The sequence below is a fragment of the Oxalobacteraceae bacterium OTU3CAMAD1 genome (assembly GCA_024123915.1).
In the GTDB taxonomy this organism is placed as follows: domain Bacteria; phylum Pseudomonadota; class Gammaproteobacteria; order Burkholderiales; family Burkholderiaceae_D; genus Rugamonas.
Genome location: CP099650.1, coordinates 4,162,235 through 4,181,302 on the forward strand (window position 1 = coordinate 4,162,235; position 19,068 = coordinate 4,181,302).

Annotated in this window: 10 protein-coding genes and 2 pseudogenes; 3 read left to right on the plus strand and 9 right to left on the minus strand. The window is 65.2% G+C overall.

The window, feature by feature from the left end:
• Nucleotides 1-376: 376 nt before the first annotated feature.
• Nucleotides 377-2,356 (minus strand): U32 family peptidase, encoded by a 1,980-nt coding sequence (locus tag NHH88_17975; protein USX11600.1) that lies wholly within the window; start codon nt 2,354-2,356, stop codon nt 377-379.
• Between the two features lie 222 nt (nt 2,357-2,578).
• Here NHH88_17975 and NHH88_17980 point away from each other — a divergent pair, with 222 nt between their 5' ends.
• Nucleotides 2,579-9,361: a filamentous hemagglutinin N-terminal domain-containing protein gene (locus tag NHH88_17980; GenBank protein USX11601.1), complete on the plus strand. Its 6,783-nt coding sequence runs from the start codon at nt 2,579-2,581 to the stop codon at nt 9,359-9,361.
• 28 nt (nt 9,362-9,389) lie between these two features.
• Here NHH88_17980 and NHH88_17985 read toward each other — a convergent pair whose 3' ends face one another.
• Nucleotides 9,390-10,256 carry a LysR family transcriptional regulator gene (locus NHH88_17985; GenBank protein USX11602.1) on the minus strand — a complete coding sequence of 289 codons (867 nt, stop codon included), beginning with the start codon at nt 10,254-10,256 and terminating at the stop codon, nt 9,390-9,392.
• Between the two features lie 117 nt (nt 10,257-10,373).
• Here NHH88_17985 and NHH88_17990 point away from each other — a divergent pair, with 117 nt between their 5' ends.
• Nucleotides 10,374-11,276 (plus strand): NADP-dependent oxidoreductase, encoded by a 903-nt coding sequence (locus tag NHH88_17990; protein ID USX11603.1) that lies wholly within the window; start codon nt 10,374-10,376, stop codon nt 11,274-11,276.
• Between the two features lie 165 nt (nt 11,277-11,441).
• On the plus strand, nt 11,442-11,861 hold the full coding sequence (locus tag NHH88_17995; protein ID USX17369.1) for a helix-turn-helix domain-containing protein: 420 nt from the start codon (nt 11,442-11,444) through the stop codon (nt 11,859-11,861).
• Between the two features lie 65 nt (nt 11,862-11,926).
• On the opposite strand, the gene NHH88_18000 is transcribed toward NHH88_17995, so the two are convergent.
• The 7 genes and pseudogenes from NHH88_18000 to NHH88_18030 form a co-directional block, all read right to left on the minus strand.
• A complete protein-coding gene (locus tag NHH88_18000) occupies nt 11,927-12,667 on the minus strand; it encodes an NAD(P)-binding domain-containing protein (GenBank protein USX11604.1) in 741 nt (246 codons plus the stop codon).
• Nucleotides 12,668-12,718: 51 nt separating this feature from the next.
• Entirely contained in the window at nt 12,719-13,084 is a 366-nt protein-coding gene (locus tag NHH88_18005; GenBank protein ID USX11605.1) for a MarR family winged helix-turn-helix transcriptional regulator, read from the minus strand.
• 271 nt (nt 13,085-13,355) lie between these two features.
• The gene (locus NHH88_18010) at nt 13,356-14,882 is read right to left on the minus strand and encodes an alpha-N-arabinofuranosidase (protein USX11606.1); all 1,527 of its coding nucleotides are present in this window, start codon (nt 14,880-14,882) and stop codon (nt 13,356-13,358) included.
• A gap of 81 nt (nt 14,883-14,963) precedes the next feature.
• Nucleotides 14,964-15,914, minus strand: coding sequence for a PA14 domain-containing protein (locus tag NHH88_18015; protein USX11607.1), 951 nt, complete (start codon nt 15,912-15,914; stop codon nt 14,964-14,966).
• A gap of 32 nt (nt 15,915-15,946) precedes the next feature.
• Entirely contained in the window at nt 15,947-16,519 is a 573-nt protein-coding gene (locus NHH88_18020; protein USX17370.1) for a hypothetical protein, read from the minus strand.
• Nucleotides 16,504-16,599: pseudogene (locus tag NHH88_18025) on the minus strand (DUF4390 domain-containing protein). The gene NHH88_18020 and the pseudogene NHH88_18025 overlap by 16 nt, the downstream one beginning before the upstream one ends.
• A gap of 103 nt (nt 16,600-16,702) precedes the next feature.
• A pseudogene (locus NHH88_18030) lies at nt 16,703-18,838 on the minus strand (family 43 glycosylhydrolase).
• Nucleotides 18,839-19,068: the final 230 nt, after the last annotated feature.

Genomic DNA, 19,068 nt, shown 5'->3' on the forward strand with positions numbered 1-19,068 from the left:
TTATCGGTACTGGCGTGTTTTTCCTGTTTTTTTTCAACACGACAGCGCCAAGTCTAGGAGGCGGCTTGAGCAAAGTCAACAACTTCAAACAAAATTTGATAAGCGCAACCATTTTGAACAACACAAGCGCGGGCGGGGTGCGGGTCTATGTTATGCGGTAAGGAAACGAAGTGTGAAGCGCGGCGTGATAAGCGTAACCATTTGGCGCGCATGCACACCGGGGTCAGGTCCGACATTCGGACAGGAGCTGGACAGTAAAGCGTTCTACTGCCCAGACCGTGTCCGAATGTCGGACCTGACCCCCGTCGGGGGAGGCGTAACCATTTGCCGGGGTATTTCGGGATGGGGCGGCCATCCCGAGCTTGGGGGAGGTGACCTATACTTCGGCGCGGGGGCGCTGGCGGTGGAAGACCAGAGGGCTGTACGGGATGTTCGACGGCGGCGGCGATTTGAGGATGTTGGACTTCATGGCGCCCACCACGTGCATCTCGCAGGGTTTGCAGTCGAACCGCAGGGTGTAAGTGTGATCGCCGCTGACCAATGTCATCGGCTCGGCACGGACCTGGCCCTGCACGCCTTGCACGCCCTTGGCCTGCTTCGGACACAGGTTGAACGAGAAGCGCAGGCAGTGCTTGGTGATCATCAACGGCACTTCGCCCGGTTCCTCGTGCGACTCGTAGGCGGCGGCGACCAGTTTGACGCCGTGCTTGTGGTAGAAGGCGCGCGCCTTCTCGTTGTAGACGTTGGCCAGGTAGCTGAGCTGGGTGTCGGGGTAGACCGCCGGCGGTTCGGCGCTGGCCTTGCGCATCGGACGGTCCCAAGCGGCCAGGCGCGCCGCTTCATGCGCTTCGATGGCGTCGCGGCGCAGCGCGTTGATCGCGGCGGCCGGTACGAACCACGGTTTGAATAGGCTCAATTCCACGCTGGCGGCCGAGAACATCGTGCCGCCCAGCTTGCCCAGGCTGGCACGCAGCGAGGCTTCCGCCTGTTCGGTTTGCTGTGCGGGCTGGTAGGCGATGGCGGCGTCGGTCACGCTGACGATGCCATCTTCGTCGCGCAGGGACAGGCGCAGACCGTCTCCGTGCTCGCGCAAGGACAGATGCAGGTCGACTTTCCGATCGGAGGACTTCTTGCTCAGCGCGCCTTCCCAGTGATGGTCGCGGTTGCGCAGGATGGAGGCGCCGACCTTGAAACCGGTCAGCAGCCCGACCGTCTCGTTCGGGAACACGCGCCACTGCTCGCCGTCCGCACTGGCGCCGATTTTCTTCACCGTGTTGGCCTGGATGCCGAACGATTCGCGCTTGTACATGTAGTTCAGCCCGTCGCCGTTGGCCATCGGCCCGTTGGTGGTGATGTCGAAGTGGTCGGTGGCAATGCGCGTCACCGTGCCCAGTTCCACGCCGACGTATTTAGGGCTGTCGAAGGCGCCGATCTCTCCACCTTCGCGGCCGTGGGCGAAGTAATCGGTGTGGCCGCGGTGGAAGGTCTTGTCGACATCCGGCGTGAACAGGATGTCGGTGCGGCCGCTGGCGGCGCGCGTGAATTCCGTACGGCGCTCCAGGATTTCGTCCAGCAGAAGGCGGTAATGGGCCGTGATGTTTTTCACGTAGCCCATGTCCTTGTAGCGGCCCTCGATCTTGAACGAGCGGATGCCGGCGTCGACCAACGCCTCCAGATTGCGGCTCTGGTCGTTGTCCTTCATCGACAGCAGGTGTTTTTCGTACGCGACGACGCGGCCTTTGGTGTCGCTCAGCGTGTACGGCAGGCGGCAGGCCTGCGAGCAGTCGCCGCGATTGGCGCTGCGGCCCGTGTCCGCGTGCGAAATGTAGCACTGGCCCGAATAGGCCACGCACAGCGCGCCGTGAATGAAATATTCGAGCGGGGTGTCCACCTCGGCGTGGATCTTGCGGATTTGTTCGATCGTCAGCTCGCGCGCCAGCACCAGCTGCGAGAAGCCGACGTCGCCGAGGAACTTGGCCTTTTCCATCGTGCGGATGTCGCACTGGGTACTTGCGTGCAACTGGATCGGCGGCAGATCCATCTCCAGCAGTCCCATGTCCTGCACGATCAGCGCGTCCACGCCGGCTTCGTACAGCTGCCAGATCTGCGCGCGGGCGGCGTCCAGCTCGGCGTCGTGCAGGATGGTGTTGAGCGTGACGAAGATGCGCGAACGGTAGCGGTGCGCGAACGCCACCAGTTTGGAGATTTCCTCGATCGAATTGCTGGCGTTGTGGCGCGCGCCGAAGGCGGGGCCGCCGATATAGACGGCGTCGGCGCCGTGCAAAATGGCCTCCCGGCCGATCTCGGCGGTTTTGGCGGGCGACAGCAGTTCGAGCTGATGGGCTAGCAAAGTCATGGCGTAATCCGTTGCGATGAAAGCAGCAATTATAGCGAGATCAAGCCGGCGAAAACCGGCTTCGTGCTTGCAAGCGACACCCGCATCGGGGTTCATTTCCCATTCGTGATGCGCCAGTGAAACAATTCAGGGGGGTAAACGTCAGTTTGGTGACAACGGGCAACATAAACCACGTTAAACTCCTTATAACAGACCAAACAGTCCACTGATAGGGGAAAAATGATGCGCCGCATCTCTACCGGCCCGACGACCTCCGCGCTACGACGCCGAGTCCTGCCCCTGCTGCTGGCCGCCGGTTTCGGCGCGCCCCAGGCTGCGCCCGTTTCACCGCAAGTGGTGGCCGGCCAGGCGACATTTAGCCAGCAGGGAAATGTTTTCTCTATCACTAATACGCCCAACACCATCATCAACTGGCAGAGTTTTTCGGTCGGCGCCGGCGAGGTGACCCGCTTCGTCCAGCAAAGCAGCTCGAGCGCGGTGCTGAACCGCATCCTCGGACAGGATCCCAGCCGGATTTTTGGCGCCCTGCAGTCGAACGGGCGCGTCTTCCTGATCAATCCCAACGGCGTGATGTTCGGCCGCGATTCGCGGGTCGATGTCGCCGGCCTGGTCGCGTCCAGCCTGAACCTGTCGAACAGCGACTTTCTGGCCGGCAGGACCAACTTCACCGCCGTCGCTGGCGCGGGCGCGGTCAGCAACGCCGGCAGCATCGCCACGCCGTCCGGCGGCCAGGTTTACCTGGTGGCGCCGAACGTGGACAACAGCGGCATCATCACCTCGCCGCAGGGGGAGGTGATGTTGGCGGCCGGGCACGCCGTCCAACTGGTCGAGGCGGGCAATCCGTCGGTGCACGTGGTCGTCAGCGCGCCGGACAACGCGGCCCTGAACCTCGGCCAGGTGATCGCGCAGGGCGGGCGCATCGGCATCTACGGCGCCCTGGTCGCCCAGCGCGGGCGCCTGAACGCGGACAGCGCGGTGGTCGGCGAGAACGGCAAGATCGTCCTCCGGGCCAGCCGCGACACCTTGCTGGAGGCGGGCAGCGTGACCAGCGCCACCGGCGCCGGGCAGGGCGGGGAGGTGGCAGTGCTGGGGCGGCGCGTGGCCTTGACCGGCGATGCGCGCATCGACGCCAGCGGACAAACGGGCGGCGGCACCGTGCTGGTCGGCGGCGATTACCAGGGCGGGAACGCGGCGGTGCAGAACGCCGAAACGACCGTGGTCGGCGCCGGCGCCAACATCCGCGCCGACGCGGTCGCTCGCGGCGACGGCGGCAAGATCGTGGTCTGGGCCGACGGCGCGACCTCGATGGCGGGACGGCTGTCGGCGCGCGGCGGCGCGAACGGCGGCGACGGCGGCCTGGCCGAATCGTCCGGCATGCAATTTCTCGATTTTCGCGGCACGGCCGACCTGCGCGCGCCGCGCGGAAGAATGGGGACGTTGCTGCTCGACCCGAACGATATTGCCATCGCGGCGGGCGGCGACACCTATATCGGCCAGAACGGCGGCGATCCCTTCGTGTTCGAGGGGATCAATTCGCCGGCGATGCTTACGCCGCTGACCATCACCAACCAGCTCGGCCTGTCGGACGTGCGGGTGTTGACCAACACCGGTTCGATAACGGTGCTGAGCCCGGTCACCTGGTCCAACGCCAGCGGGCTCACCCTGTCCGCCGCCACCGGCATCACGCTCAACGCCCAAGTGACCAACACCGGCGGCGGTAAACTGGCGCTGCACACCGTCGGTGGCGACATCACCCAGAGCGCGGCGATTTCCGTGCCGACCCTGGCGGCGATCGCCGATGGCGGCGGCGTGGTGCTGACCCATAGCGGCAACAGCGTGGGCACCCTGGCTGGAGCGGGCGCGACGGGCTTCTCCTACCGCGACAGCAATGCGCTGACGATAGGGACCGTGTCGGCCGGCGCGATCGCCACGCAAAGCGGCATCACGTCCAGCGGCGGCGATATCGGTATCGTATCGGGCGTCGGCAACCTCAGCGGCGGCCTGGCCATCGATGCGCCCGTGTCGGCTCTATCCGGTGTCGTGAATTTGCGCGACTACAAGGGCAATATCACCCAAAGCGCTTCGTTGAACGCGGCCGCCGCGCTGATCATCGCGGACGAGGGCGCCGTCACGCTCAACAACACATCCAACTCCCTGACCGAGCTGGCCGGTTACAGCAACGCGGCGGCGGGCTTTAGTTTCGTCAATGACAGTGGATTCACGGTCGGCACGGTGGCCGGTTCGAACGGCGTGCTCAGCTTTGGCGCCGCGCCCCTGACCCTGACGGCGTTGACAGGCGACCTGAGCGTGTCGAACACGACCTACGGCGTGAGCGCCGGCAGCGCCGGAAACTCGGCATTGTCGTTGACCGCGAACGGCGGACAGGTGCTGGGCGGCGGCATCGTCAAGGGCGCCACGGTCGCGGTCAGCAGCGCCACCGGCATCAACCTGAACGGCACGCAAAACGAGATCGGTGCGCTGACCGCCAGCGTCGCCGGCAGCGGTGATGTCGCCTTGGTCAACAACCGGCACTTGTCGATCGCCTCGATCAGCACCGGCGCCGCCAACGCAGCGGTCAATATCTCGACCACCGCAGGCTCCGCATTCGGCATCGAGGTGGCCGGTGCGATCGGCACCGGCGCGACCGGCTCGGTCTCCCTCAACGCCGGCGGCAGCGGGGCGATCACCCGCGTCGGCGCCGCCAGCGTCATCAGCACCAACAACCTGACCCTGCAAAGCGCTAGCGGCGGCGCCGTCGGCACCTCCGCGCTGCCGGTGCTCGCCAGCGCGGTTGGCGGCGGCACCACCAATTTCCATACCGGCACCGTCGGCGACGGCCCGCAAGGCTTACACTTGAGCCAGGCGGGCAACTTGCGCCTGAACGCCGGCTCGCACTACGGCAACAACACGGCCGTCGACATCGGCGCGACCGGCAATCTGACCGTCGCCGGCAATCTGAGCGCCGGCACGGCGGACTTGACCCTGGAAAGCGCGGGCACGATCCAGATGTCGGGCAGTTACCTGATCCAGGCCGGCGCGCTCGACCTGAAGGCCGCCACCGGCATCTACGGCAGCAACAGTGCCGCGCCGCTGGCCATCATGAGCGATAGTGTCCAGGCACGAAATACCACCTCGGGAGCGGTGCGGCTGTCCAATAGCGGCACCAATCTGTCGGTGGGCGGCGCCGGCAGCTACGGTATCGATCAGCAGGGCAGCGGCAACGTGTACCTGGACAACGCCAGCGGCTACACGACCAGTATCGACAAATCCGTCACCAGCGCCGGCGGCAGCATTGCGATCAATGGCGCCGGCGGCATCGCGCTCGCGCCTTCGCAGACCATCGCCAGCAACGGCGGCGGCATCCAGCTGTTCGCGTTGGGCGCCAACGCACAATTGGGCATCGGGTCCGGGTCCAGCGTCGTCAGCAATGGCGGTTTGATCAGCCTGAAGGCGGACGCCATGTCCCTCGCCGGCGCCGTGCAGGCCGGCAGCGGCGGCGTCGCCATCGCGCCGGGCAGCGGCGACACACAGATCTACGCCGGCGCCGGCGCGGCCGATGTCGGCGGCCTCGCGGGCGTCCGGGTGCTGGGGCTCACCGAGACCGAACTGCGCACCATCGATACCAGCGGCTACCTCTACCTCGGCAATGGTTCGCAGAACGCAGACGTGATCGTCTCTGGCGCGCTGGACTTGTACGACGGCGGCGCGCGCAGCGGCATGCTGTCGCTCAACGGCGGCAATGGCAACGTGATCATCAACAACGTGCTGACGACGGGACAAGCGACTATCTCCAACGCCAGCGCGTCGAAGGCCATCACCATCGGCAATGGCGGACGGTTGCGGTCCCACGGAACGACCGTGCTGAACACGCTGGGCGGCCTGGTCTTGAACGGCGACGGCGCCATCGCAACCAATGGCGCCGCGTTGTATGTCGAGGGCACGACCGGTGTCGCGTTGAACGGCACCTCAAGCATTTCGACGGCGGGCGGCGGGCTGACGCTGGCCGCCGGATCGACCGATGGCATGTTCGCCACCCAGGCCGGCACGGCGATTTCCACCGGCGGGGCTGCGGCGACGATCTCGGCCGACAACATGAACCTGGCGGGCAGCATCACCAGCGCCAGCGGCGTCACCTTGGCGCCGCACAGCGCGGGCGTGGCGATCAAAGTCGGCGCGTTGGCGGCCGACAGCAGCGGCGTGCTGCGCCTTTCCAGCGCGGAACTGAACGGCGTGCACGCGCCGGTCCTGCGCATCGGCTCGTCCACGGCGGGCGCGATCGCGATCGAATCGGCGTTGGGCAACAGCGGCGGCGGGGCGTTCGAACATGTCGACTCGACGCTGAAGCTGGCGTCCGGCGGGGCCATCACCCAAAGCGCCGGCGCCACCATAGGCGGGGTCGACATGCTCGCGCTTGCGGGCGCCAGCGTCACGCTCGACCAGGCCAACGACACCGGCCGCATCGCAGGCAGCACCAGCGGGGCGTTCTCCTATCGCTCGGCCAACCAGATCTCGGTCGAAACGGTCGACGGCAGCGGCGGCATCGCCGCCGGCGCCGGCCAGACCATCCGGCTCAAGTCCGATGGCGCCGGCATCAGCCAGGGCAGCGGCGCGCCGCTGATAGCGTCCGGCGGCACGCTGGTGCTGGAGGCGGCGGGAGCGGCCGAGCTGGAATCGAGCAGCAACAATTTCGCCATACTGGGTGGCGCGTTGAACCAGGGCGGCGCGGGCGCCAAGGGCGCGTCGCAGATCCACACCGGCAGCAACCTGTCCATCGCCAGCGTCACGGCGATGGATGGCGTCACCACCCTTAACGGCCTGTCGACCAACAACCAGGACCTCGAGCTGTCGACCGGCCTGTCCACCTATCAACTCACCGTCAACCAGGCCATCGACGCCGGCACCGCCGGCGTGACCCTGGAGACGGACAATCTGGCGCTTAACGACACGGTCACGGCCAACACCGTGATGCTGCGGCCGCGCACCAGCGGCCGGCCGATCACGGTGGGCTCTGCCACGTGCCAGGTGGGCGGCGCCGGCGGTTGCCTGGCGATCACCCGGCTCGACCGCGTGGTCGCGGCCAATATCGGCATCGGCCAGCGCTACGCCGACAGCGGGGCGCCGGGAGACCTCTACGTGGCCGGCATCACCAGCGCCGGCACTGCCGCCGCGACCGACATCAACCCGGCCACCACGCTGATCGCCCTTGGCAGCGGCGGCACCATCACCCAGGGTGGGCCGATCGTGGTCGACACGCTGGGCCTTTCCGCCGGCGGCAACGTGACGCTGGGCCACGCGGGCAACCTGGTGTCGACGCTGGTGGCCGAGACCAACGGCAAGGAGCTCTCGTACAACAATAGCGCGGGCTTCACGGTGGGCGTGCTGCACGCCAATACACTGATCGAGGCGGGCGGCAGCGCCTTGAGCGGCATCCGCACACTGGGCGGCGATGTAGCGTTGACGGTGGACGGCGGCCCTACCGGCGAGCTGACGATCTCCCGGTCGATCAACGCCGGCGTCGGCTCCGTGATGCTGGCCTCGTCGGGCGCCGTGTATGGCGACACCGGCGCCAGCGACATCACGGCCGGCACGCTGAGCATTACGGCGGATGGCACCTCGACGCGGAGCGGCGGCATCGGCGCCATCGACGGCAACGGCGGCTTGCATACCACCGTGCCGCGCATCGCCGCGCTGTGGGCGCCAACGGGCGGCATCCGGATCGGCAGCCTGACGGGCCTGGTCGTGGGTCCGTCCACGGCCCTGGCGGACGACTTTGTGCGCACGGGCGGCACGCTGGCGCTGAGCACCGCCAGCGGCCACGCGCTGACCATCAACGGCAACATTGCCGCCGTCGGCGATATCGAGCTCACGGCTGGTTCGGCCGGTTCGGGCAACGCCCTGGACCAGATTCATTTTGAGCGGAATGTCGCCTCCAGCGGCGGCAATATCACCATCAACGCCAACAGCGTGACCGGCGCCCATGTGCCGACCGGCGGCAACGTCATCTCGCGCCTGTTCGTCGCGCCGGTGCCGGGTTCGACACCGACCCTGGCCGAGTGCGTCGCCAATCCGGCGTTGACCGGCTGCGCTGGCGTCCTGCCCAACCTGGCCGCCTGCACGGCGAATCCGGCCCTCGCCGGCTGCGGCGCGGTCTTGCCGGGCCTGGGCGCGTGCGTCGCCGCGCCGGCCACCGCCGGTTGCGAGGCCGTGTTGCCGACCCTGGCCATGTGTACCGTCACGCCCACCTTGGCCGGTTGCTCGGCGGTGCTGCCGACGGTCGCGGCCTGCGCGGCGAGCCCGGGCTTGCCGGGGTGCTCGGTCGTGCTGCCGACCGTGGCCGTCTGTACCGCCACGCCGACCCTGCCGGGTTGCGGAGCGGTGCTGCCGACGGTGGCCGCATGCACGCTCACGCCGGGCTTGCCCGGTTGTTCGGCCGTGCTGCCCGGCCTGGCCGCCTGCGTCGCCACGCCATCACTGGCGGGCTGCGCCGCCGTACTGCCGACGCTGAGCGCCTGCCTGACGACGCCGAGCACGGCCGGTTGCTCGGCGATACTGCCCACCCTGGCCGCCTGCATCGCCACGCCAGGCGCGCCCGGTTGTGCGGCCGTGTTGCCATCGCTGGGGATCTGTGTGGCCACGCCGAACACGGCGGGCTGCGGCGCCGTCCTGCCGACCTTGGCGCAATGCACCAGCACGCCGACCCTGGCCGGATGCGGCATCGTGCTGCCACCGGTGAATATCTGCTTGGTCAACCCGAGCGCTGCCGGCTGCCAGGTCGTGGTGCCGCCATCCGGGTTGCCGTCGAGCGGGCCGGTGGCCCAAGCGATCAATACGACGGTCAACATCATCAACGCGGTGACGACGATCGGCGGCAGCGGCGGTTCGGCCGCGTTTTCCAGCGCGCCGGACGATGGCGACATCAAGGAGAAGGGCGGCGTGAAAGAGGGGCTCGCCGTACAACAAACCGCGACTAAGAGCGAGTTGCCGAAGAAGACCTACTGCAACTGAGTGACGGACAACATGGGCGCGCGATGGGCTAGTCGAAGTAATCGCACAGAAATTCAACGAAGGCGCCCACTTTGGGACTCACCAGCCGACGCGATGCGTGCAACACCCAGCATTCGATGACAGGTCCTTGCGCCGTTCCCCACGCGACCAGACGGCCGGCGGCCAGTTCGTCGGCGACTGCCGAGCGAGGCAGCAGGGCGGCACCGGCGCCGGCAAGCACGGCGTCGCGCGCCATCAAGGGCGTCGACAGGCACATGACCGGTTGCGGGAGATAGCTGCGCACGCCGCCCGAAGCATCGATGACGGTCCAAAGTGGAACCTCGGCGCGGCCGGCGCGAACCACCGCCCGCAACTTTTGCGGTTGCTCGTCGTGGGGCGGCTGCGGCAGGTGCGGCGGCGCCACAAGTACCAGGCGATCGCTCAAAAATTTGCGGCCGACCAGCGCGTCGTCCTGGCGGGGATTGAAGCGCACCACGACATCGTAGCCGTCGCTCACCAGATCGACGATGCGATCCTCGGCGATGATGTCGAGCCGTATTTCCGGATAGACGGCGCAAAAGGCAGCGCTCAACCGCCCCACGGAGACGTCGGCGAACAACAGCGGCACGCTCACCCGCAAGACGCCGCGCGGCCGGCCTATGCCGGCTTTGAGTTCCGCCGCCGCTTGCGTGATCTCGTCGAAGGGGGCCACTGTACGCGCGTGCAGGATCGCGCCCTCCGGCGTCAGGCGCAGCTCGCGGCCGCCACGCTCGACGAGACGGACTTCCATGAGCTCTTCCAGCGCGCTGACATGACGCGACAGGGTTGCCTTGGGCCGCCCGCTCGCGCGGCTTGCCCGCCCAAAGCCGCCGTGGGTGGCGACTAGATTGAAATCTGCCAGCGCGCTGAGATCCATTTGCGATTTACTCGTTCCATTTTTGAGACAATATGTCTCGGTTTTGACGACTATACACCATTTATGGATCACCGGAAAATGGCGCCTCACCCGATCATTCCGGTAAGGAGTTATCCAATGAAGGCAATACGTTTTTATGAATATGGCGGTCCAGAGGTTTTGAAGCTGGAAAATATCGATCTGCCGGAACCCGGCCCCGGCCAGATCCGCATCGCGGTCAAGGCTGCCGGCGTCAATCCGATCGACTGGAAAGTTCGCGCCGGGTACATGCGCGAAATGATGCCGCTGGTGCTGCCCGCCGGGGTCGGGCACGACGCGTCGGGCATCGTCGACGCCGTGGGGAGCGATGTGGCGGGTGTCTCGGTGGGCGATCCCGTCTTTGGCAGGGGCCATGCGACGATGGCCGAGTACGCGATCCTCTACGAGTGGGCCCGCAAACCCGACACCCTGTCCTTCGAAGAGGCGGCGGCGCTTCCGGTGGCGGTCGAGACGGCCACCCGGATCATCGAGGAACTGGCGGTGAAACCCGGCGAAACGCTTTTGGTCAGCGGCGCCGCCGGCGGGGTAGGCTCCGCGGTCATTCAGTTGGCCGCCGCCTCGGGCATCCGTACGATCGGCACGGCCAGCGCCGCGAAGCACGCCTATCTGCAATCGTTGGGGGCGATTCCGACGACCTACGGCCCCGGCCTTCCCGAACGGGTCGCCGCGCTGGCTGCGGACGGGGTACAGGCGGCCGTCGACATCGTTGGCTCCGGGGTCATAGCTGATTTGGTCGCGATCACCGGCGCGCCGACGAAGGTCGTGTCGATCTCCGACGTCCAGGCGCCTCAATACGGGGTCAGAACCTTGTTTGAGGACCGCAACGCCACGCCGGCCCTGGAGCGCGTTGCAAAGTTGTTTGTCGCCGGCGCATTCAAGTTGCCGGTGGAGCGCACCTTCAAGCTCGCAGAGCTTGGCGCTGCCCACGAACTCAGCGCGCAGGGCCGGGTCACGGGACGGCTCGTCATTGTGATCGGTTAGACCGAGGGCGCTGGGGCGCGCGGGCTTAAACAGCGCGCCCTAGCACCTTGGAATTACAGCAATGAGCACTACAATGTTAAATATACTTAACATTAATCGGGTGTTCCGGTGAACTTGGCCTAAATCGGCGTTGAAATCCACAGCAAGCGCATTCAAGCCGGCCTGCTGCAGGAGCACGTTGCCAAGTTTGCTGGCCTCTCCCGCGTGACGATCAACCAGTTGGAGAACGGGACGCTGAAGGACCTAGGCTATACCAAGCTGAAGGCGGTAATGGATATTCTCGGCCTTCACATGGAAATAGTGCAGCCTTGCGGCTTGAAAAGTGCGTTGGCGGTCGCCGCACGCAGCATCAGTACCAGCTACCGGGACGTGATGACACCGGACATGCTATCGACTATGCTGCGTTCGGGCCAAGCGCCGGAACAGTTCCAACCCCATTTAATGGCCTTGCTGGATGAAACGCCATTACCCGTCGTGGTGAAAGCCATTGCGGAGGCGGCCACGCCCGATGTGCCGGCCAAGAAAATCATGAAGAATCTCAGCCAGTGGGCTAAACAATGGCAAGTAAGCAGAACGGTCTGGTAACGGTCGGGGAACCGGGAATTCCCGGTACATCCCGTGTCACCGGCGAGCGACGAACACGGGAACGGTCAGCGCGGCGCGCTGATCGCGCGATTGCGTTCAATGGTGCGTTCATGCGTCGGCGGCGTGGCGGCCTGCATAAACTCTTCAATCACCGCATCGCGATTCGCCGGAGCGCGATCCTTGTCCGCCGACGCTAAAGCTAGCCGCAGCTTGTCAACCGGCAGCTCGGTGCAATAGGCGGGCGTGCCTGGTTGTTGGCGCCAGGACTCGGCCAACGTTCCGGCATCGACAGGATCGAACCCCGCTTCATCGACCAGTTGTTCCGCGATTTTTTTGCTGCGGCTGTCGTCACCGGCCACCGGAATGGCAATACGTCCATCAGCGCCGGCTGGACGGCCGTTTGCCGACAGCGTATGCGCCAATACTGCATTGAACGCTTTGATGACCGGCCGGCCGAGTTGCTCGCTGGTCCACACACTTTCCGGTTTGCCCTGCTCAACGTCGGCGATCTTTTGATCCCGCATCGGATAGTAGTTGGACGTGTCGATGACGCAAACATGCGCAGGCACATCCGCGAACAAGGCGCCAACGTCCGGAATGCTTGCGAAGGGAATGGACAAGATGACGACGTCGACGTCTTTCACCGCGTCGATCGATGCGACCGGACTGGCGCCAATTCTTTCAGCCTGTTCACGTATCTGTTCAGGACCTTTTGAACCTGCCAGCTTGACCAGGTGGCCAGCTGCCGCGAATTTGCGCGCGAGCGTTCCACCAATGTTACCCGCGCCGATTATGCCGATTTTCATGTTTTACTCCAATAAGAAATACTGCTGTTCTTCGCCGGCGGCAGGCGAAACTCACTCCGGTGCCGGATGGGCCAGCGCTTCCAGGGTAAGGACCAGGTCATACATGTCCTGGTCGCTCAACTTGCATAGCGTCTTGATCTGGCTGGTGACGCTGCGGACCGGCGTCTCAAGCGAGCGTCCGTGCGCCGTAAGGTCGACCATCACGCGCCGCTCATCCGCCGGGTCGCGCGTTCGCGTGACCATGCCGGCTACTTCGAGGCGCTTCACCAGCGGCGTGATCGTGCCGGTATCCATGCCGAGGCGCGCGCCAAGCACGCCGACCGGCACCGGCGATTCTTCCAACAGTTCGAGTACCGCCAGATATTGTGGAAACGTCAAACCCAGCGGGTCCAGCAATGGCTTATGGAGCCGCGACATACGGTTCGCCACGCCGTAGAGCGCGAAAGACAACTTGGTACCGATCGATCGTTTGGGTGTCTGCATTTATCTATTGTACCAGACTCTAGCACACTAGATATTTGACCGTTTGAGTCTCCCTGCGGCGCGGGCGACTCTTGTAGCCCCGGCGGTCAACTAAAAAACCGGCTTATTGAAAGAAGCCGGCCTTGAGGCTCAAACCAATGTCTCCGACGTGTTTATCTCTATTGAACTGAAATCCGGCGCGGGTGCTGCCCGCGCCGGGCGCCTACTACTCCAAAGCGACCACCATCACGGCCTTGGCGGGCACCTTGATCGAGAGCTTGCCGCTCGCCGCGCGCGTGCTGAACGCCGACGGCTTGATGACCTGCGGATTTTGGAACGTGTTGTGCGCATCCATCGCGGCCGAGGTCAGCACCTTGCCGGCCGCGCCTTTGACCTTCGTGCCGGCGACATCGACGGCGACATCGACCGCTTTCGACGGGTCGGTGTTGACGAGCGCCAGATACACCTTGCCGTCCTTGGCGCGCGCCGCCGAAGCGCTCACGCCCGGAATGGTGGTCGTGCCCAGAGTGTAGCTGGTGTTGTTCTTGATCGCCAGCGGCAGCGTCTTGGCGTCCTGGAACGGCACGTACATCTGGAACGCGTAGTAGGTCGGGGTCAGGACCATCTTCTCCTTGTCGGTCAGGATCATCGACTGCAGCACATTGACCATTTGGGCGATGGTGGTCATGGGGACCCGCTCCGCGTGCTCATGGAAGATGTTGAAGCTAAGCGCCGCCACAAGCGCGTCGCGCAGGGAGTTTTGCTGGAAGAGGGCGCTTGGGGCGTTTTTCTCTTCGTCATACCAGGTACCCCACTCGTCGATCATCAGCCCGATCTTCTTCTCCGGATCGTTCTTGTCCAGCACGGCCACGTGGTCTTTGATGATCTTGTCCATTTTCGAGGCGGCGGCAAGGGTCGAAATCCACTCGCCTTCCTTGAAGCCGAGGGTCTTGCCCTTGACTTCCCAGATACCGCTCGGGATGGTGTACTGGTGGATGCTGATGCCATTCGTGCGGCCCTTCAGGTCCTTGCTCAAGACCTCTGTCCAAGCAATCTCGCCGCCGGCGGCGATCATTTTCGGCTTGTTCTGCTCGGGCGTCCTCAGGAAGGTCCAGTAGTTGTTGTACAGGCCCGCGTAGTACTCGGGCTTCATGTTGCCGCCGCAGCCCCACAACTCGTTGCCGACTCCGAAATAGGCCACCTTGAACGGCTTTTCGCGCCCGTTCTTGGCGCGCAGCCGGGCCAGGGGCGAGCCGCCGTCCGCGGTCAGGTACTCGACCCAGTCGGCCATCTCCTGCACGGTGCCGGTGCCGACGTTGCCGTTGATGTAGGCGTCGGCGCCCAGCATGTCGATCAGGTCGAAGAATTCGTGGGTGCCGACGGCGTTGAACTGGTCCACGCGGCCGCCGTTGATGTTGCTTGGACGCTGGTCCTGCGGTCCGATGCCGTCGCGCCAATGGTAGGTGTCGGCGAAGCAGCCGCCCGGCCAGCGCACCAGCGGCACATGCAATTCCTTGAGCGCGCCGACGACGTCGTTGCGCCAGCCCCTGGTGTTGGGGATGGTCGACTTCTCGCCGACGTACATGCCCTCGTAGACGCCGGTGCCGAGATTCTCGGCGAACTGGCCGTACACATCTTTGTTGATGACCGGGCCGGGTTTGGCGGCGTCGATGCTGACGCTGACTTGGCCGGCGGCAAAAACGGGTACCGCGATCATGCCGAGTACGGCGAGGCTGTGTTTAATGAGGTTCAACAGGGGTCTCCAGACAGTGGTGATTAAGGTTTGCTACAAAGATCGTGGTTGCTGCAAAGCCGCTGTGCGGCTTGAATCTGGTTATTCTTTTGGCTGCATCGCCGCCAGCGTGTCGGCCGGCGGTCGTCCGATCAGCTTGCGCGGCAAGTAGTCGAAATCGGCCGCGCCTGGCTTGCGCCAGCCAAGGATCAGCGCCAGGTTGAAGCCCGGCCCCTGGAAATAGCGCACGCGGAAGTTGCGCAAGCCCTTTTCCAGCGTCACCTTGGCCGTTTCCGGCGACGCTCCGTGGATGCCGTCGTTGTTGATCACGTCCTGCCCGTCGATGCTCAGGATGGCGCCGTCGTCGGACAACAGCATCAACTCCCACGTGCCGGCCTCGGCGACATTGACGGTGAAGCGGATATCGAGGCCAAACCATTCGGTGGTCGTGCCCAGGCCCGGAAAACCTTCGCGGAAATCGCGCGGCGCGATATTGAGCTGGGCCAGGCAGACGCGCTTGACCGGCTTGCGTCGCCGCATTTCGTTGACCGACTGGGTGCCGGTGCGCAGGTTATAGACATCGGCTACCATGTTCCGGTCCGGCGAGTCCGCACATTCCTCGAACAACTTGGGCGGCGTGGCCGCCACCTTGACCTCGGGCGGAGGGGGAGGCGGCGGCGGTGGTGGCGTGACCACGGCCGGCGCCGGGATGGCCTGCGCCACGGGTGGCGGAGCCACCTGGACCTCGGCTACCTTGACGGGCGCAAGGTCCGGCAGGGCAGGGACCTGCACCGGCGGAGGCTCGACCGGGCGCGGCTCGGGCACGGTTTCGGGCGCTTTTTTCTCCGGCACTTTCGCCTCGAACAGCACGACATCGACGGCGCGCTGCTCCTGCTTGGGCGGGGGCCGCGAGTTCGACAGCAGCGCGAACAATCCCAGCACCAGATGGAGCAGGATCACAAGGCCGATGGCGTAGCGATTGTGCTTGCGCCCCCAGCGCGGCTCACGTTCTTCGGTGGCGGGGGAATTGGTTTCCGGCGGTATCAGAGACATAGGTTTTCACAGATAATAGAAATCGGTCGACGTCAGCGGGAGGCGCCGCGTTGCCCGATCCGGTAGTAATCGAAGTCGACACGGCCGCCGGCGGTCTTGGTCGAATAGAAGAACAGCGCGTAGCGGTAACCCATGAAGTGCGGGAAGCTGTATTCGAGACGCGAGGGGCGGCCGATGGCCTTCCACGATTTGCCGTCAAGGCTGTACGAGAAGCGCGCCATTTCAGGCGCGGGCTGGAACTCGCCCTCCACCTTGAGGTGAACGGTAGTGCCGGACAGGGGAATGGAGGCGATCTCCTCGGGCTTGTCGGAGTCGGCGCTCACCATGACGATCGATCTAACGCCGCCGCTCATCTTCACGCCGACAAAACCATACTTCCTCTGGAAAGCGGACAGGCCGGCCCAGTCGCCGTCCTTCATGCCGCTCACGTCGATGCGGGTGGTGGCGGAACTGTCGGGGCCGAAGGTGCGCTGGGTGAGGGTGTTCCTGGCCTCCGGCAGGCTGGCGTCGACCCGGCCGGTGACCAGGCTCAGGTAGCCCGGGCGCTTGGTCAGCGACCAGTTACGCGGATCGGGATTGTGATTCCATTGCCAGGCGAGGGGCAGGGCGGGGGCGCCGGGCCGGCGGGCGAATTCGTCGGAGGCGACGATGCCGGCGGCGCCGGACGCGCCTTGGCCGCCGGCGGGAATGTCGAGCGTCATCGGCACTTCGCCGTCCTTGCCGAGCACGGGCCAGCCGTCCGTCCAGGTCACGGGCACGAGGTAGGGAATGCGGCCGACGGCGCCGTTGTCCTTGAACAGATAGGTATACCATTTGCCTTCCGGGGTGTCGATCAGGCCGCCCTGGGCGATACCGCGATCGTCGAGCGCAATGCGGCCCTCGTAGGGACCGTCGATGGTGTCGGCACGGTGGATGGTGACGGTACGCGCCCAGCGGGTGCCGGGCGAGGTGATGTTAAACAGGTAGTAGCGGCCGTTGGCTTTGAACAGCTGCGAGCCCTCGCCTTTGAGCCCGCCCTGGTCGGGGCCGAACAGGGCGTTGACGTTGTCGACGATGACCTTGTTCACGCCGCCAGGCTTGATGCCGGACAGATCGGGTAGCATTTCGACGAGCGAGATGCGGGCGCCCCCGTACACCATGTAGACGCGGCCGTCGTCGTCGAAGAACAGGCTGTGGTCGCCCAGCGATGGCTTGAAACTGGTCTCTTTCCACGGACCGCGATCCGGATCGCGCGTGCTGTAGATATGCGTGCGTTCCGTGTTGGCGGAGAAGGTCGACGCGTGAAACACGCCGTCGTGGTAACGCAGGCTGCTGGCCCAGGAGCCGGCGCCGTAGGCGTTCTTGCCGTTTTCGAGGCGGAAGGTTTCGTCGTCGGCCAGCGTCTCATAGGCGTAGGAGGCCATGCTCCAGTTGACCAGGTCGGTCGACTTCATGATCGGCAGGCCCGGGCTCATGTGCATCGTCGTGCTGCTCATGTAGTAGGTTTTTCCTACGCGGATAATGGCGATGTCCGGCACGTCGGCCCAGATCAGGGGATTATGGGCGGGGTGCGCCGGTAGGGGCGGGGAGGCGACGGAAGCGTCCGCGGCATCGCGCCGGGCGAATTTCCAGTGATCGAACTTGAACAGTTCTTCGCCGGGCGCGCCGCGGAACACGAAGAACAGATCGTGGACGCCCGGGGCGGCCGATACCTGCGCCGACTGCGGCTGCCACTCGCCGCCGGTGCCCGAGACCGGCAGGGTGCCGATCAACTGGCCGTCGAGCTTGCCCAAGCGGATCTCGATCTTCGCCCCCGTGGCCTGCTTCGCCTTGGCCTTGCTGGAAAGGCTGGCCGTGAAGGCGCGCGCGCCGGTCGCGCCAAAATCGACATTGCGCACCTGGATATGGTCGCCGTCGTGGATGTTCCACACATTCTGGCCGCCTGCGCTGCTGCGCTCGATCTTGACGCCGGACGACCAGGCGATGGTCTCCGCCTCCACGCGCTTGTAGGGATCGAGGGTCGCGATCGGCGCCGGCCCTTGCTTGGTCGGTTGCACCATCGGCACCGAGCCATCCGGGTCGAACTTCAACTCGTCGACGGCCACGGAGCGTTTGAAGCCGTCGCCGCCCGGCAGCGCGGCATTGTGGTAGAAGAGGTAGGTCTTGCCCTTGAAATCCACCACGCCCGCGTGGTTGGTGAAGGCGCTTTGCGGCGGCATGATCACCCCGCCATAGGTCCACGGGCCCTCCGGCGTGGGGCCGGTGGAGTAGGCCAGATGCTCGGGGATGGGGCCGCCGGCAAAGAACAGGTAGTTGAGATTCTTGCGTTTATAGAGCCAAGGCCCCTCTTCGTAGGACGTGCCGCGCAGGGCGGGCTTTGGCAGCGTGTAGCCTTGCGTGTCGGGCGGCGTGCGCTCGCCCAAGGCCTTGACGGTCATCGGGTGGCCAATGATGCCTTTCTCGCCGACGCTCGTGTCGTAGGAAATCATGTCCTTGTTCAGCTTGACCGACCACAGGTTGGGATTGCCCCAGGCGAGATAGGCCTGGCCCTTGTCGTCGATGTAGACGGTCGGATCGATGCTGTCGTACAGGCCGCCGGCGTGGCCGGCGATCAGCGGTTTTTTGATGGGGTCGGTGTAGGGGCCGAGGGGACTGTCGGCCACCAGCACGCCGATGCCGCGTCCTTGCACCGGGGCATACAGATACCATTTGCCGTCCCGCTCGATCGCCTGTGGCGCCCAGGCGCCGTTGTTAAATCCATCCCAGCCGGAGATTTCCTTGGCGGCCCACGGAAAGTCCCGCAGCGAGGCGATCACGCCATGCTGGGTCCAGTTCACCATGTCGGTCGTCGTGGCGAGCACCCAGTTCTTCATGTTGAAGTTGTTGGGCTCACCGACATCCTCATCGTGGCTGGAAAACAGGTAGAGCGTGCCGTCGTGGACCATCGGGCCCGGATCGGCGGTGTACATCGTTTGTATCACCGGGTTGAGCGCGAATGACGCCGGGGGCAGCACGGCCAGCACGGATAGCAGGACGACGGCGGAGCAGGATGTTTTTTTCATGGGGCTTGAAAAGGGAAATGGCGAACGAGCGGGCGCGGCCTCGCAGGCTCGGCGCCCAAGCGAAAGAAAACACCGACCCGAGCGGGCCGGCGTTTTGGTCGGTAGCACAAGCG